Origin of the sequence: Polynucleobacter sp. AP-Ainpum-60-G11, from assembly GCF_018688375.1 — a bacterium.
GTDB lineage: Bacteria > Pseudomonadota > Gammaproteobacteria > Burkholderiales > Burkholderiaceae > Polynucleobacter.
This window is the reverse complement of record NZ_CP061318.1, coordinates 185194-200857: the sequence shown is the minus strand read 5'-3', so window position 1 is coordinate 200857 and position 15664 is coordinate 185194. Positions and strand designations below refer to the sequence as shown.

Below are 15664 nucleotides of genomic sequence, written 5' to 3'. Positions count from 1 at the left end.
TACAGCGAGTTTGCTTAGTAATCGCAAAGACACTGTAGTGCCGGCTCAAAAAAAAAGTCTTAAATTAATTCTTCTCAGCCTTGCTTTCCTATTACTCCTGATTGTTGGCGAGCACCTCTCTAGAAATTCCCTGCTCCCAAGATTAGCAACGCGTGTTGATGGCAGCTCTTCTGCGTTTGCAACAAGTGCATTCTCTCTTTTAATGAAATTTGATGCGCAACTGTGTCGTGCACTAGGGTGCGTAGATCGCTCTCTGAGCGATTTTGCTGCTTGGAAAATAACTTCAGTCACTCTTTTGCCTGAAAACGCGCGAGAGGGCCTTAAAAACCCTTCAAATCAATCTGTGTTGCAAGTGGAAATACAAAATCGTCTTGCGCTACCTGTTTTATTTCCGAATTTGGAAATTTCTCTCACTGACGCAGAGGAATTGCCGATCAAAACGATTCAATTTTCTCCGCAAGAGTGGCTGCCAATACTTTGGCAAGAGTCGCACCCAAATTTTTTACGTCAAGGCGCACCCTCTGGCGAAATTATTTCCGCTGAATTCCCGATTTCTCTCCCGCAAAACGCTGCAGGCTATCGTGTCAGAGTTTTTTACCCTGAAAAATAGACTGCAAATTCGAAAATACATTCATTCCAATCGATTTTTATTAGAAAGTAATTATTTATGGCCAGCTTGATCTGCGGTTCTATCGCCTACGACACCATCATGAACTTTGAAGGCAAATTTGCCGATCAAATTCTTCCAGAGCAGATTCATATCCTTAACGTTGCATTCCTGGTTCCTACAATGCGCCGTGAATTCGGTGGTTGTGCAGGCAATATCGCATACAACCTGAGCCTTCTGGGTGGTGACCCCATCATCATGGCAACGGTGGGTGGTGATGCAGCCCCCTATCTTGATCGTCTCAAGCAACTCAAGATTGATGCGACGCATATCCGCCAGATTGAGCAAGCGTTCACAGCTCAAGCCATGATCACTACTGACCAAGCCAATAATCAAATTACCGCCTTTCATCCGGGTGCTATGGGTGAATCCCACCTCAACCAAGTTTCAGAAGTCATTGCGGAGCGCAGCAAGAATGCCAAAGGTGCTGCAAAGTTTGGCATCGTCGCCCCAGACGGCCGTCAAGGAATGTGGGAGCACTGCCATCAGCTAGCTGATGCAGATATTCCATTTGTATTTGATCCAGGACAGGGATTACCTATGTTTAATGGTCCAGAACTACTAGAGCTGGTTGATATTGCGAGCTATCTTGCCGTAAATGACTATGAAGGCGAAATGCTTTCTCAAAGAACTGGCTTGAGCCTGGCTAAGGTAGCCGAAAGGGTGAAAGCATTAATCGTTACCAAGGGTGCTGAAGGCGCAGATATCTACTTTGAAGGCAAATGCATCGCAATTCCACCAGTGCCAGCAGCAAAAGTAGTTGATCCAACCGGTTGTGGTGACGCATTCCGCGGTGGCTTGCTGTTTGGATTGGAAAATGGCATGGATTGGGAAACTACTGGTCGACTAGCTAGTTTGATGGGTTCGATCAAAATCACCCATCAGGGACCACAAAATCACCAAATGAGCAAAGATGAAATCGCCACTCAGTTCAAATCTGCCTTTGGATTTGCCCTCTAAAGCCAATAATTCTCAGAAGTAATAATAAAAAAGGGATCTCGTGAGAGATCCCTTTGAACTTCACCCGCCTACAAGCAGAGCTTATGGACGTGTGCCAGTTGGGAAGGGCCAAGCAGCAGCTGGATTCAACGTAGTTGAAGCAGCAGCTTTTTTAGCCGCGGGCTTTTTTACAGCCTTGCCCGCTTTCTTCGCCGCAGGCTTACTTACTTTTTTTTTGCTACTTTACGAGCTACTTTCTTAGCAGCAGGCTTTTTAGCAGCAGCTTTACGAGCTACTTTCTTAGCAGCAGGCTTCTTCTTAGCTACTTTTTTAGCAGCTGGCTTTTTAGCAGCAGCTTTTTTAGCAGCAGGACGCTTCTTAGCTACTTTTTTAGCAGCTGGCTTTTTAGCAGCAACTTTCTTAGCAGCAGGCTTCTTTTTAGCTACTTTTTTAGCAGCTGGCTTTTTAGCAGCAGCTTTTTTAGCAGCAGGTTTCTTTGCAGCAACTTTTTTCTTGGCGATTGCCATAGTAATGCTCCTTCACGTGAGGATTAGTACAAACTACCGATTAAGAAGACCCGACCAATTCATTTCCGCCTGGTTTTGCAACCGATTGGAGCCGACGAGCGAGCCATTCATCGGCGCGCGGCTTGATGCTAAGTGCTGCACGCTAATGAATCCTGGAAAAAAAGCCGTGGCCCCAAAGGGCAACGGCTTCTTAAATTTGCTGGAAAAAATAGAGAGAGTAGACCAGACACCCTTGAGGAAGGGTTTTCGGACTTGAGTCTGGTTTTGCTGACTTTTAAAACTATCCAACCGTCTAATCTCCTATTTAGCCGGCTATGCGCTTTCTACCTGACTACTATTCCCAACTTAGCGCACCGCCAGTTTGATACTCAATAACGCGTGTCTCAAAAAAGTTTCTCTCTTTTTTCAGATCAATCATTTCTGACATCCATGGGAATGGATTCTCTTCATTTGGGAACATCGCGTCAAGTCCTATTTGCAAACATCTGCGATTACAGATGTATCTTAGGTAACCTTTGAACATCGGCGCGTTCAATCCGAGCACTCCGCGAGGCATCGTATCCTCTGCATAACGGTACTCTAATTCCACTGCTTTTTCGAAGATGGATTTGATCTCGTCTTTGAACGCAGAAGTCCATAACTGCGGGTTCTCCAGCTTGATTTGATTAATTAAATCGATGCCAAAATTACAGTGCATAGACTCATCGCGAAGGATGTATTGATACTGCTCAGCAGCACCCGTCATTTTGTTTTGACGACCCATTGCAAGTATTTGCGTAAAACCAACATAAAAGAACAAACCTTCCATCACGCAAGCAAAAACAATGAGTGATCGCAGCAAAGTTTGGTCAGTTTCTAATGTTCCAGTTTTGAAATTAGGGTTGGTTAATACGTCGATGTAAGGAATTAAGAACTCATCTTTAGCGCGAATAGACTCAATCTCGTTGTACGCATTAAAGATTTCACTCTGATCTAAGCCTAGTGATTCCACAATATATTGATAAGCGTGGGTGTGAATTGCCTCCTCAAATGCCTGGCGCAATAGATATTGACGGCATTCTGGGGCAGTAATGTGGCGATAAGTACCCAAAACAATGTTATTTGCCGCCAATGAATCTGCTGTCGTGAAGAAACCAAGATTACGCTTGATGATGCGACGCTCATCTTCAGTTAAGCCGTTAGGATCTTTCCAAAGCGCGATATCACGATTCATATTGATCTCTTGCGGCATCCAGTGATTTGCGCAACCGGCCAAATACTTCTCCCAAGCCCACTTATATTTAAATGGAACTAATTGATTAACGTCAGTCTTGGCGTTAATCACACGCTTATCGGCAGCATTAACACGCAAAGCTGCACCACCAGACAATGGGGCTGCTTGCACTGGTGCAACATCTTGAGGCGCAGCAATCGCAACTTGATCGGGTTGCGGGCGCTGCGGTTCGGCTACCACTGGTTGTGGCGCTAGACCGGCTTTTGCTAATGCGGGGGCAACTTCTTCTTCCCAATTCAACATGATTCTCTCCTAATTCTTATTTTTCTAGATCAGTTAGCCAATGGCTTACTGACATGCTTCACATTCTTCAAAGCCAGCATCACCTGGGCGCATTGTGCAAACTGGACCATCCGCTTCTTGTGCAGCTGCAGCATCCGTTCCATTGACACCGCCACCACTAGATACTGAATTCAACTGACCACTAGTCACGGTTGATTTCTCAACATGCGTTGCAGCCATTGTGCGGAGGTAATACGTGGTCTTCAATCCGCGTAACCAAGCTAACTTGTAAGTGTCATCCAATTTCTTGCCAGATGCACCGCCCATGTAAATATTGAGTGACTGCGCTTGATCAATCCACTTCTGACGACGTGAAGCGGCCTCTACCAACCAGCTTGGCTCAACTTCAAATGCAGTAGCGTACAAATTGCGCAAATCTTGTGGAACACGATCAATTTTGGACAAAGTACCGTCAAAGTACTTCAAGTCCGCAATCATGACTTCATCCCAGAGGCCACGGTCTTTCAAATCACGGACCAAGTACTCATTTACTACAGTGAATTCGCCTGAGAGGTTGGATTTCACAAACAAGTTCTGGAATGTAGGTTCGATACAAGCTGAAACGCCAATGATATTGGAAATCGTTGCTGTTGGCGCAATCGCCACACAGTTCGAATTACGCATACCGTGCTGCTTAATGCGAGCACGTAAGCCATCCCAATTCATGGTGGATGAGCTATCTACCTCAAGATAACCGCCACGCTCTGCTGCCAACAAGGCCACTGAGTCTTGTGGAAGAATGCCGCGATCCCATAATGAACCTTTGTATGTGCTGTAAACGCCACGCTCTTCAGCCAATTCATTAGATGCTTGGTAAGCGTAGTAGCACACTGCTTCCATGGATGAATCCGCAAACTTCACTGCTTCATCACTAGCGTAAGGAATGCGTTGCATATGCAAGCAATCTTGGAAGCCCATGATGCCCATACCGACTGGACGATGCTTCAAGTTAGAGTTGCGCGCTTTAGCAACAGCGTAGTAGTTGATATCAATCACGTTGTCCAACATGCGCATGGCAGTGCGAATTGTTTTCTGGAGCTTCTCATGATCCAAAATCATCTTGCCGGACGCATCGGTAGTCATATGCGCCGTCAAGTTCACGGAACCCAAGTTACATACTGCGATTTCACTCTCGTTTGTGTTCAGAGTAATTTCAGTACAGAGGTTGGAAGAGTGAACTACGCCGATATGTTGTTGTGGGCTACGAATATTGCAAGGATCTTTAAATGTGATCCATGGATGACCAGTTTCAAACAACATACCCAACATCTTGCGCCACAATTGTTGCGCAGGAATACGACGGAATGGTTTTAATTCACCAGCATCTGCTTTTTTCTCATAGGCAACATATGCCTCTTCAAAAGCCTTGCCGAATTTGTCATGCAAGTCAGGTGTATTTGAAGGTGAGAATAATGTCCACTCACCACCCTCCATCACACGCTTCATGAACAAGTCTGGAATCCAGTTAGAAGTATTCATGTCATGCGTACGGCGACGATCATCTCCGGTGTTCTTACGCAACTCGAGGAACTCTTCAATATCTAAATGCCATGTCTCTAGGTAAGCACAAACTGCACCCTTACGCTTACCACCTTGATTCACTGCAACCGCTGTGTCATTAACCACTTTTAAGAATGGCACAACACCTTGTGACTTACCGTTAGTGCCTTTGATGTGGCTTCCCAAAGCGCGAACATTAGTCCAGTCGTTACCCAAACCACCGGCAAACTTAGACAAGAGTGCATTCTCTTTTAGGGCTTCATAGATGCCATCCAAATCATCATCTACAGTTGTCAAGTAGCAGCTAGATAATTGAGGGCGGGTTGTCGCTGAGTTAAACAGAGTTGGCGTGCTGGACATGAAATCAAATGTAGAAAGGATTTCATAGAATTCGATTGCACGACGCTCACGATCCAACTCATTCAAAGATAAGCCCATGGCAACGCGCATAAAGAAGGCTTGAGGCATCTCAATACGACGCTCTTCAATATGCAAGAAATAACGGTCATATAAAGTTTGTAAGCCGAGGTAGTTGAACTGCAAGTCACGGCTTGCGTTTAATGCAGCGGCCAATCTTGGAAGATCAAACTCGCGCATACGGGGATCTAAAAGCTCAGCAGAAATGCCTTCATTGATGTACTTTGCAAAGTAGCCGCTGTATTCAGCTTGCATATCACCTTGCAATACTTCTTTCCCTAAAATTTCTTTACGAATTACGTGCATCAAAATACGTGCAGTTACTTGACTGTATGCAGGATCTTTTTCAATTAATGTACGTGATGCCAAAATCGCAGAGTCATACACCTGCGCCATTGGCACGCCATCGTATAGATTCTTGATGGTCTCAGTAATGATTGGGCTTGCATCAATATTGTTGCCGAGGCCTTCACATGCCGCTTCAATAATGGTGCGCAAAGCAGCCATATCGAGCAATTTCTCAACACCGTTATCAGTCACCTTCAAACCTGGCTCTAAGGTTTGTGTGGACGCCTGAGTTTCTTGAGCTGATACCTGCTGCGCAGCACGTTCCTGATTACGCTTTTCACGATAGAGAACGTAGGCGCGGGCAACGTTGTGTTCACCACTACGCATCAAGGCCAATTCAACTTGGTCTTGAATATCTTCAATATGGAAAGTGCCACCGTTAGGGCGACTACGTAACAAAGCGCGCACTACTGAATGGGTTAATTGCTCCACTTGCTCGCGAACGCGTGCAGATGCTGCGCCCTGACCACCATTAACTGCCAAAAATGCCTTTGTAACTGCAATTGCAATTTTGGATGGCTCGAACGCCACTACTGAACCATTGCGACGAATGATTTTGTAATCAGACAATTGAGTAGCTTGCCCACCACCAACTCCACCAGCTACAAAGCCAGCAGACGGCGCTTGATTCATCGACTCAGAAGGATTCATTCCTGGATTATTTGTGCCGGCAGTCTGTCCTGCTGTCTGGGGGTTGGCATATGTCATATTTCTCCTGCTTATATATAGTTATTTGGGCAAAAAATCGTTAAAAAACAATAGGGTATTGCTGTATTCAAACACTACATCTAGTGTCTCGAAGTGCATTTGACACTAAGTATAGGGAAATATTCGGAATTTGGTAAGACATTTCTGATGAATATTTATAAGTATTTTTCCTAAGTTTTCCAATAATTTAGGGGCTATTTTGGTGCGAAATTTCTAGCCCTTTTTAGTTAAAGGGCAAGAAAGTGAGCGTGTGCTCACATACTAATTTAGAGGTCTAGCGAGGGTCTAAACCAAAGGGTAATTTTTTGACTGGAAGATTGGTGTTGGCTTGGAACTTTTGCCAACTAAATTGAATCCCGGGGTCTGTTTTTCTGCCAGGGGCAATATCGCTATGTCCAGCAAATTGAAGATTGGGGTAAATAGCGCTGAGTTGGGAGCTTAATTTAGCCAGGGTCGAGTACTGAATATCTTCAAAAGGGTGTCCGCTATCGCCCTCCAACTCAATCCCAATCGAGAAATCATTGCACTTTTCACGACCTAAGAAGGATGAAACACCAGCATGCCATGCTTTGTTATGGGTTGAGACGAATTGAAAAACCTCACCACTACGTGAAATCAAGAAATGGCTAGATACCTTTTGCCCAGCAATTTCTTCAAAATATGGATGCAGCGATGAATCTAGCTTGTTTTGGAAAAAATCCACAATGAATTGTGTTGAGTTGCGACCTGCAAAACCACCGGGCGGAAGACTGATGTGATGAATCACCACTAAATCAGGAGCGACGCCTTCTGGCCGAATATCTTGATTTGGTGAAGTTCGCCAAGCAGCCGAGCCCAGCCAACCCTGAGCATCTAGACTGTCAAGATGCTCTTTAGAGCAATAGAAGCGCTCCTCCTGTTTAATTGCTTCAGATTTTGGAAGATGCACTGAACAATGACGGCACTGAACAATCGCCTCTGGTTCAGTGACCTTGCTTCGTTCAGCATGAGCCTTGGCATCCTCTTTTGCATTGAGCTTTGTCTGCTTTTTCCCTTTTATCCAAAGGTATAAAACGCCTGCACCTGCAAATAGTAGAAGCCATTTAATCAAAACGTCATGCCCTCTGGAGTATCACTTCCAAAACAAATCGGCTGCCCACGTAAGCCAGCAGTAAAGCGGTATAAGCACTTAAGACCCAACGAACAGCAACGCGCCCACGCAAACCTACGCGCCAACGAGCTATCAGGAGTCCAGAAAATAACAGCCAGGAGATTAAGGCAAAGATAGTCTTGTGATCAAAAACAAGTGGCTTACCAAATAGCGCTTGGGAAAATAGGAGACCAGAAAACACTGTCAAACTCAGTAAAGCAACCCCTACATAAAGCAAATTAAACAGTAAGCTTTCCATTGTCATCAAAGGTGGCAAATCTTCCAGCCAATGGGCTATACGACTATTAGGGATGATGGCCAACTGGCGGTGTAATGCTCGATCCTGAATGCTCATCAACATGGCATGCATCGCAGCCAAACTCAACAAGCCAACCGAAATAGTGGCAACAATAAAGTGCCCCTTAAACCAAGGGTCAGAAACGGCCTTTGGAGAAATCAGGGTGCCAGAAAAAATAGTGGGTAAGGCAGAGCAAATCAACGCAAAACACAAAACCAGCCAACGCAAACTGGAGATGGGTAAAAACCAGGACTGAAACCAATAAAAAGCGAGGCCGACCCAAGCAATCAAAGAAAGGTCTTGGGCAAAACCAAATACAAACCCCTCTGGCGTAAAGACCGAGTCATGTAGCTGTATACCGTGCACCAAGAGAATCAACAGAATAAACGCCTGAACCAAGCCTGTAAAAGCTGAGGATTCCATTTTTCCCTTTGGCCGCGAACTTAAAAAGACCAAAAGCAGTAAATAAAGTGCAGATGGGAGCCATCCAGAGCCTGAGTAACCTAAAATATCCATCTGGAAAGTCTAATCGATAAATGCTAGAGAATCTCACCGACCGCCTATCTCGTGTTGTTAAAACAATGCGGGGGCAAGCCCGCCTTACTGAAGCAAATACCGCAGAAATGCTGCGGGAGATCCGCCTGGCCTTATTGGAGGCGGACGTTGCGCTTCCCGTCGTTAAATCTTTACTAGAACAAATTAAATTTAAAGCCCTTGGCGAAGAAGTGGTTGGTAGCCTCAGTCCAGGCCAAGCACTGGTAGGCGTTGTGCAGCGTGAACTTGCTCAAGTCATGCGTGGCGATACTTCACAAAGCGGTGAACTCAACTTAGCCACTCAACCACCAGCAGTAATTTTGATGGCGGGCTTGCAGGGTGCAGGTAAAACGACTTCGGTTGGTAAGTTGGCCAAGTTTTTGCAAGAGAAAAAGAAAAAAAAGGTATTGACCGTTTCTTGTGACGTCTATCGCCCGGCGGCTATAGAGCAGCTAGAAACCGTTACCAAACAAGTTGGGGCTGAGTTTTTCCCAAGCGATATCAATCAAAAGCCCAGTGAGATTGCTACGGCAGCTTTAGATTGGGCTCGGCGCCATTACTTTGATGTTCTCTTGGTTGATACAGCCGGTCGTTTGGGTATCGATGAAGCACTTATGCAAGAAATCAAAACATTGCATGCCAATCTCAATCCGGTAGAAACACTATTTGTAGTTGACGCGATGTTGGGCCAAGACGCCGTTAATACAGCCAAGGCCTTCCATGAAGCACTCCCACTGACGGGTGTAATTCTGACTAAGCTTGATGGTGATTCACGCGGTGGTGCTGCGCTTTCAGTGCGACAAGTTACTGGCGTGCCACTAAAGTTCATTGGTGTTGCCGAAAAGATGGATGGCCTCGAAGCATTCGATGCCGACCGGATGGCAAACCGTATTTTGGGTATGGGCGACATCCTTGCCCTAGTTGAGCAAGCCCAACAAAACGTTGATGTTGCCAAAGCAGAAAAGTTAGCAAGCAAAATTTCTAAAGGTGGGTTTGATCTCGGCGACTTCCGCGATCAACTGGCGCAGATGCAACAGATGGGTGGTATGGCTAGCTTGATGGATAAGTTGCCAAGTCACATGGCCCAAGCAGCATCCAAAACCAATTTAAGTGCTGCCGATAAGCAAACTAAGCGTATGCGCGGAATCATCGACAGCATGACGCCAAAAGAGCGTGCGAAACCGGAATTACTGAAAGCCACTCGTAAGCGCCGTATTGCTGCTGGTGCAGGCGTTGAAGTTCAGGAAGTGAATCGTCTATTGGCGCAGTTTGAACAAATGCAAACCATGATGAAACAATTCAAGGGCGGCAAAATGGCGCGCACCATGGCATCCATGGCAGCTAAAGGAGCCGCCAAAGGTATTGGCGGACTCTTTAAAAAATAATAGTTAAAAACTGTTTGGCTTAAGAAACGAGTTTCTTGGCAGCCTCAATTGCAGAAATCACTTTTGCTTTAATTTCTGGCAGTGGAATATTTTCTGATTCAGCATCGGTGCGGCCTTTAAATTCCACTTGGGCGTCTGCAAGACCACGATCACCGATCACCACACGGAATGGAACGCCAATTAATTCCCAGTCAGCAAACATCGCGCCCGGTCTTTCTCCACGATCATCGAGCACTACATCCACTCCAGCAGCTATTAACTCATCATGCAATTGATCTGCGGCAGCTTTGACAGCTTCGGATTTTTCGTAACCCATTGGGCAGATCACTACTTCAAATGGCGCCATTGAAATCGGCCAAATAATTCCGCGCTCGTCATTACCTTGCTCAATTGCAGCGCCTAACAAACGAGTGACGCCAATGCCATAGCAACCCATCACCATCGGTTGTGCCTTGCCCTGCTGATCAAGATAAGTACAACCCATCGCCTCTGAATAACGCGTACCCAGTTGAAATACATGGCCCACTTCAATACCACGACAGATATCGACAACACCCTTTCCATCAGGGGAAGGATCGCCGATTACAGCATTACGCAAATCCATCACCAAAGGCTCTGGCAAATCACGGCCCCAGTTCACGCCAGTTAAGTGATAACCAGCATCATTAGCACCGCATATAAAGTCAGCCATATTGGCAACAGTACGATCTGCAACCACGGTTACCGCAGCATCAATACCAACCGGCCCTAAATAGCCCGCTGGCGCATTACAGGCTTGTTTGATTTCAGCTTCGCTAGCAAAGCGTGACTCTGCCATACCAGGAATCTTGCTAGCCTTAATTTCATTGAGTTCGTGGTCACCGCGCACCAGCACCATAAATAATTTAGCTGGGCCCTCTTCTTGATCTGCAGCGAACAGAAGTGACTTCACAGTTTGCTCGATCGGCAACTTTAAAAACTTGGCCACGTCAGCACAATTTGTTTGATCTGGGGTTGCGACCTTTGTCATTGCTTGAGTTGCGGCCGCGCGGGTCCCAATCAATGAGACTGATTCAGCAGCTTCGAGATTGGCAGCGTAATCAGAGCTCGGGCAATACACAATCGCATCTTCACCAGTATCAGCAATTACATGGAACTCTTGACTACCTGATCCACCAATAGCGCCGTTATCCGCCGTTACTGCACGAAACCTCAAACCCATACGTTTGAAAATTCGGGTGTAGGCATCGAACATAATTTGGTAAGACTTTTTCAATCCCTCGGCATCGCGATCAAATGAATAAGCATCTTTCATGCTGAACTCGCGCCCACGCATAATTCCAAAACGTGGACGACGTTCATCACGGAACTTCGTTTGAATTTGATAGAAATTCACAGGGAGCTGTTTGTAACTCTTGATTTCATTGCGCGCTAAATCGGTCACCACCTCTTCAGAGGTCGGCTGAATTAAAAAGTCACGGTCATGACGGTCTTTGATGCGGAGCAACTCTGGCCCCATCTTCTCCCAACGACCGGTCTCTTGCCATAACTCTGCAGGCTGAATCATAGGCATAAGTAACTCAATGGCACCTGCGCGATTCATTTCTTCGCGGATGATGTTTTCCACTTTGCGAATGGACTTCAAACCCAAAGGCAAATAGTTATAAATGCCCGCGCTGAGCTTGCGAATTAAACCGGCACGCACCATGAGTTTGTGCGAAACCACCTCAGCGTCGGAAGGGGCTTCTTTTAGCGTGGCGAGAAATGACTGTGAAGCTTTCATGTATGGATATAATCAAATCATTGATTTTAAAGGATTTGAGGCACGATCTCATGCTTGACCGTGAAGGGTATCGACCCAATGTCGGCATAGTCCTCCTCAATAGCCATAACGAGGTTTTCTGGGGAAAACGCGTTGGGCAGCATTCGTGGCAGTTCCCGCAAGGCGGGATTCAGCATGGTGAGAGCCCAGAGCAAGCCATGTACCGCGAATTGCATGAGGAAGTTGGCTTGCTACCGGAACATGTCCAAATTATTGGACGAACCAGGGACTGGCTTCGTTATGACGTCCCGGAGGAGTTCTTGCGTCGTCAACATACCTCCAAAACCCATCGAGCCAGCTATCGCGGCCAAAAACAAATTTGGTTTTTACTGCGTTTAGTAGGCTTGGATAGCGATATTCATCTGCGCGCTTCAGAACATCCAGAATTTGATGCTTGGCGCTGGGTTCCTTTTTGGATTCAACTAGACACCGTGATTGACTTTAAGCGTGACGTCTATCAATTAGCCCTATCCGAGCTTGCACGTTACCTATCCCGTGGAATGCGTATGCAACAGCTTGCCTGGGGATCCCCGCTAGATCTATTTCAATCCCTGTATGGGGGCGAAGAAGATGAGCCTAAAGAAACAAAACCGACTGATAAGCCATGATGAAACTCTCTATTTGCAATCTTCGACTTTCAATACTTGGCTTAGGCGTCACTTTGGCTATAGCGGGATGTGCCGGCGATCCCCTTGAGAGTGGGGTTGATCCTTTTGCACCGATGGTTTTCAAAGAGGGGGCAACAGCAATGCCGCTGAATCCTCCCAATAAATCAACCATCCAGTCCTTTTATGTTTCGGAACGTACTATTTTTAAGTTTGCAGTCGACACTGGCTCCATTCTCATCGGTAACGACGGCATTACGAGATACATCGTTATTCTGACCAGCCCAAATGGCAACAGTCAAGTTCAGTACGAAGGCATTCGTTGCGATTCATTTCAATGGCGTCTCTATGGCACGTTTGAGAATAATGTCTGGAAAGAAAATCCTCTTTCGAGTTGGCGTGCCATCCAAAGTAATGTACCTAATCGATACCAAGCTGCATTGGCGCAAGGCGCTTTCTGCAACTTCGATTCACAGGAAAAGAACATCAAAACTATTATTCATTCCCTTAATCCAAATGGATTTACTGGGGGCACAAAACCTACTAATTCATACGGCTTATTTGAATAAAATCCTAACGAACTAGATGTCGTAAATTGGCACTTATTCAGCAGCCAAATAAGTGCCAATTTTCTCACCACGCATCAAGCGAGTGAGAACCTGAGGCTCGCGCCCAGAAGCAATGATAGTTGTGGCACCCGTTTGTGCGGCAACTTTCGCAGCCAATACTTTGGTTAGCATGCCACCTTTACTAAGTTCACTAGCAGCGCCACCAGCCATTTTTTCCAAAGCGGGGTCGCCAGCAATAGCATCACCTAAAAGAGTGGCGGAAGTATCTTGACGCGGATCAGCCGTGAATAAGCCGCCCTGATCAGTCAGAATTACCAATAAATCCGCATGAATTAAATTCGTCACTAAAGCGGCTAAGCTATCGTTATCGCCGAACTTAATTTCATCAGTAACTACGGTATCGTTTTCATTGATGATGGGAACAACGCCAAGCTTTAACAATGTATCTAAAGTCGCATTGGCATTTGCCTTACGTTCTACGTGGGCTAAGTCTGCATTTGTCAGCAACACTTGCGCGCTGCGCAAATTAAAACGTGCAAAACAACTTTCATAAACCTGCACTAAGCCCATTTGACCAACGGCAGCTGCAGCTTGTAGCTGATGAATTTCTGTTGGGCGCTTAGACCATCCTAAACGTTGCATGCCCTCAGCAATCGCTCCAGAGCTGACCATCAACACCTCATGACCGGAAGATAACAAGGCAGCCATTTGCTCTGCCCACATGCCGATTGCAGCACGATCCAAGCCCTCACCATTATTGGTAACTAAGCTCGAACCTACCTTTACTACGATGCGTTTCGCTTTCTGAGTGTTCATATCAAATACGGATCTCGAATGACTGCTACTTAATCTGGAGTTTTATCTTCTGGCTGAGTTTGCTCTTGATAACGTGGGTCAGCAGCGCGCTCATCCTCATCATCCCTGTCCTTGCGAATAGAGTCTAAATAATCTTGTAATGAGTAGCACAGCTTATCGCAACCTAAGCCAGTTAAAGCGGATATCTCAAATACAGGACCCTTCCACTTAAAACGCTTAATAAAGTCCGCAACAACCTTCTTGCGATCTTCTTCGGGAATCATGTCGACTTTGTTTAGCACTAACCAGCGTGGTTTTTCAACCAAAGCTTCATCGTACTTACGCAACTCATTCACGATAGCAACAGCATCTGCCACTGGATCAATATTGTCATCAAATGGTGCGATATCGACTAAATGCAACAGCACACCAGTGCGCTGCAAGTGCCTTAAGAAGCGATGGCCTAAGCCCGCACCTTCTGCAGCACCCTCAATCAATCCCGGGATATCGGCAATCACAAAGCTACGCTCAGCACCTACACGCACCACACCCAAATTTGGATGCAAAGTTGTAAACGGATAATCTGCAATCTTTGGACGCGCATTAGATACTGCAGTAATCAAAGTGGATTTACCGGCATTCGGCATGCCTAGCAAACCTACATCAGCGAGTACTTTTAATTCGAGTTTGAGCTTTCGACGCTCACCCTCTTTACCATTCGTCTTTTGGCGAGGAGCACGATTCGTACTACTCTTGAAGTGAATATTTCCCCAACCACCAACACCGCCTTGCGCCAAACAAAGACGCTCACCGTGGGTAGTTAAGTCAGCGATCGGCTCACCAGTTTCGTAATCAGAAATGATGGTGCCAACTGGCATACGCAACTCGATATCGTCGCCTGCGCGACCATAGCAATCAGCACCACGGCCAGGCTCACCATTTTTTGCGGTGTGCGTTTTAGCGTAGCGATAGTCGATCAAGGTGTTGATATTGCGATCTGCAGTTGCCCATACACTTCCGCCTTTACCGCCATCGCCACCATCGGGACCACCGAATTCGATAAACTTTTCGCGGCGCATAGAGGCACTCCCGGCGCCACCTTGGCCGGCGATGACTTCAATACGAGCTTCGTCTATAAATTTCATGAATAAAAAAGGCCTCGCTTAGCGAGGCCTGTTCCTAAGAGTTAAATTCGGAATAAATCTGAATCAAACGTGTCTCAGTCAGGCGTCTTATGAACGCGGGAGAACTGAAACCTGGGCCTTCTTCAAAGCACCCTTAACGCCAAATTCCACTTGTCCGTCAACTAAGGCGAACAAAGTGTGATCTTTACCAATACCAACGTTCATACCCGGATGTACTCGTGTACCACGTTGACGAATGATGATGCTGCCAGCGTTGATTTGCTCGCCGCCAAAAACTTTAACGCCTAAGCGTTTCGATTCTGAGTCGCGGCCATTTCGTGTCGAGCCGCCGCCTTTTTTCTGTGCCATATCTTTCTCCTGCTATTTAGCCGTTAGCCTAAATTAGGCTTTGATCGTGTTAATCAGAATTTCTGTGTAATTCTGACGATGGCCTTGGTGCTTTTGATAATGCTTGCGACGGCGCATCTTAAAGATTGTCACTTTATCGTGACGTCCCTGGGAGACGACAGTGGCCATCACAGCTGCACCATTAACCAATGGATCACCCAATTTGAGTGAAGCGCCTTCGCCTACGGCTAAGACTTGGTCAAGAGTGATTTCGCTGCCGATTTCCGCTGGTATCTGTTCTATTTTCAATTTTTCGCCTGCAGCAACTTTATACTGTTTGCCACCGGTTTTTATGACCGCGTACATGGTTTGAAACCTCAATTAATATCTACATTTAAGCTAATCCACCCTGGAT

The 15664-nt window shown here is 46.2% G+C and carries 13 protein-coding genes and 2 pseudogenes; 5 read left to right on the top strand and 10 right to left on the bottom strand.

Annotated elements, in window-relative coordinates; translation table 11 throughout:
• Positions 1–37 precede the first annotated feature (37 nt).
• Both FD971_RS09885 and FD971_RS01080 read left to right on the top strand, forming a co-directional pair.
• Entirely contained in the window at positions 38–610 is a 573-nt protein-coding gene (locus FD971_RS09885) for a DUF3426 domain-containing protein (RefSeq protein ID WP_251368692.1), read from the top strand.
• Positions 611–667: 57 nt separating this feature from the next.
• On the top strand, positions 668–1627 hold the full coding sequence (locus tag FD971_RS01080) for a carbohydrate kinase family protein (protein WP_215334272.1): 960 nt from the start codon (positions 668–670) through the stop codon (positions 1625–1627).
• 81 nt (positions 1628–1708) lie between these two features.
• On the opposite strand, the pseudogene FD971_RS01075 reads toward FD971_RS01080, so the two are convergent.
• From FD971_RS01075 to FD971_RS01055, 5 genes and pseudogenes are all read right to left on the bottom strand, one after another.
• Positions 1709–2133, bottom strand: a pseudogene (locus tag FD971_RS01075) (histone H1-like repetitive region-containing protein).
• A gap of 334 nt (positions 2134–2467) precedes the next feature.
• A complete protein-coding gene (locus tag FD971_RS01070; RefSeq protein ID WP_215334271.1) occupies positions 2468–3649 on the bottom strand; it encodes a ribonucleotide-diphosphate reductase subunit beta in 1182 nt (393 codons plus the stop codon).
• 45 nt (positions 3650–3694) lie between these two features.
• Positions 3695–6661, bottom strand: a complete 2967-nt coding sequence (locus FD971_RS01065; protein ID WP_215334270.1) for a ribonucleoside-diphosphate reductase subunit alpha — start codon at positions 6659–6661, stop codon at positions 3695–3697.
• 274 nt (positions 6662–6935) lie between these two features.
• Complete coding sequence (gene ampD, locus FD971_RS01060; protein WP_256442898.1) at positions 6936–7751, bottom strand: 1,6-anhydro-N-acetylmuramyl-L-alanine amidase AmpD; 816 nt, start codon at positions 7749–7751, stop codon at positions 6936–6938.
• Between the two features lie 4 nt (positions 7752–7755).
• Positions 7756–8511 (bottom strand): inner membrane protein YpjD, encoded by a 756-nt coding sequence (locus tag FD971_RS01055; RefSeq protein WP_251368647.1) that lies wholly within the window; start codon positions 8509–8511, stop codon positions 7756–7758.
• 113 nt (positions 8512–8624) lie between these two features.
• On the opposite strand from FD971_RS01055, the gene ffh reads away from it, so the two are divergent.
• The gene (gene ffh, locus FD971_RS01050) at positions 8625–10007 is read left to right on the top strand and encodes a signal recognition particle protein (protein ID WP_215334268.1); all 1383 of its coding nucleotides are present in this window, start codon (positions 8625–8627) and stop codon (positions 10005–10007) included.
• 19 nt (positions 10008–10026) lie between these two features.
• Here ffh and FD971_RS01045 read toward each other — a convergent pair whose 3' ends face one another.
• A complete protein-coding gene (locus tag FD971_RS01045) occupies positions 10027–11769 on the bottom strand; it encodes a proline--tRNA ligase (RefSeq protein ID WP_215334267.1) in 1743 nt (580 codons plus the stop codon).
• A gap of 50 nt (positions 11770–11819) precedes the next feature.
• Here FD971_RS01045 and FD971_RS01040 point away from each other — a divergent pair, with 50 nt between their 5' ends.
• Positions 11820–12416, top strand: coding sequence for an RNA pyrophosphohydrolase (locus FD971_RS01040; protein ID WP_215334266.1), 597 nt, complete (start codon positions 11820–11822; stop codon positions 12414–12416).
• Positions 12413–12982, top strand: a complete 570-nt coding sequence (locus tag FD971_RS01035; protein ID WP_251368646.1) for a CNP1-like family protein — start codon at positions 12413–12415, stop codon at positions 12980–12982. Before FD971_RS01040 ends, FD971_RS01035 begins: the two co-directional genes overlap by 4 nt.
• 39 nt (positions 12983–13021) lie before the next feature.
• On the opposite strand, the pseudogene proB reads toward FD971_RS01035, so the two are convergent.
• The 4 genes and pseudogenes from proB to rplU all read right to left on the bottom strand — a co-directional run.
• Positions 13022–13798: pseudogene (gene proB / locus FD971_RS01030) on the bottom strand (glutamate 5-kinase); the annotation flags it as partial.
• 29 nt (positions 13799–13827) lie between these two features.
• Positions 13828–14922: a GTPase ObgE gene (gene obgE, locus FD971_RS01025; protein ID WP_215334264.1), complete on the bottom strand. Its 1095-nt coding sequence runs from the start codon at positions 14920–14922 to the stop codon at positions 13828–13830.
• Positions 14923–15009: 87 nt separating this feature from the next.
• Entirely contained in the window at positions 15010–15270 is a 261-nt protein-coding gene (gene rpmA / locus FD971_RS01020) for a 50S ribosomal protein L27 (protein WP_015420374.1), read from the bottom strand.
• A 33-nt stretch (positions 15271–15303) separates the two neighbouring features.
• Positions 15304–15615 carry a 50S ribosomal protein L21 gene (gene rplU, locus FD971_RS01015; protein WP_041484800.1) on the bottom strand — a complete coding sequence of 104 codons (312 nt, stop codon included), beginning with the start codon at positions 15613–15615 and terminating at the stop codon, positions 15304–15306.
• Between the last annotated feature and the right edge of the window lie 49 nt (positions 15616–15664).

Coding starts and splice junctions, on each gene's coding strand:
- FD971_RS01080 (WP_215334272.1), top strand. CDS start 668: ATGGCCAGCTTGATCTGCGGTTCTATCGCCTACGACACCATCATGAAC.
- FD971_RS01070 (WP_215334271.1), bottom strand. CDS start 3,649: ATGTTGAATTGGGAAGAAGAAGTTGCCCCCGCATTAGCAAAAGCCGGT.
- FD971_RS01065 (WP_215334270.1), bottom strand. CDS start 6,661: ATGACATATGCCAACCCCCAGACAGCAGGACAGACTGCCGGCACAAAT.
- FD971_RS01055 (WP_251368647.1), bottom strand. CDS start 8,511: ATGGAATCCTCAGCTTTTACAGGCTTGGTTCAGGCGTTTATTCTGTTG.
- ffh (WP_215334268.1), top strand. CDS start 8,625: ATGCTAGAGAATCTCACCGACCGCCTATCTCGTGTTGTTAAAACAATG.
- FD971_RS01045 (WP_215334267.1), bottom strand. CDS start 11,769: ATGAAAGCTTCACAGTCATTTCTCGCCACGCTAAAAGAAGCCCCTTCC.
- FD971_RS01040 (WP_215334266.1), top strand. CDS start 11,820: ATGCTTGACCGTGAAGGGTATCGACCCAATGTCGGCATAGTCCTCCTC.
- FD971_RS01035 (WP_251368646.1), top strand. CDS start 12,413: ATGATGAAACTCTCTATTTGCAATCTTCGACTTTCAATACTTGGCTTA.
- obgE (WP_215334264.1), bottom strand. CDS start 14,922: ATGAAATTTATAGACGAAGCTCGTATTGAAGTCATCGCCGGCCAAGGT.
- rpmA (WP_015420374.1), bottom strand. CDS start 15,270: ATGGCACAGAAAAAAGGCGGCGGCTCGACACGAAATGGCCGCGACTCA.
- rplU (WP_041484800.1), bottom strand. CDS start 15,615: ATGTACGCGGTCATAAAAACCGGTGGCAAACAGTATAAAGTTGCTGCA.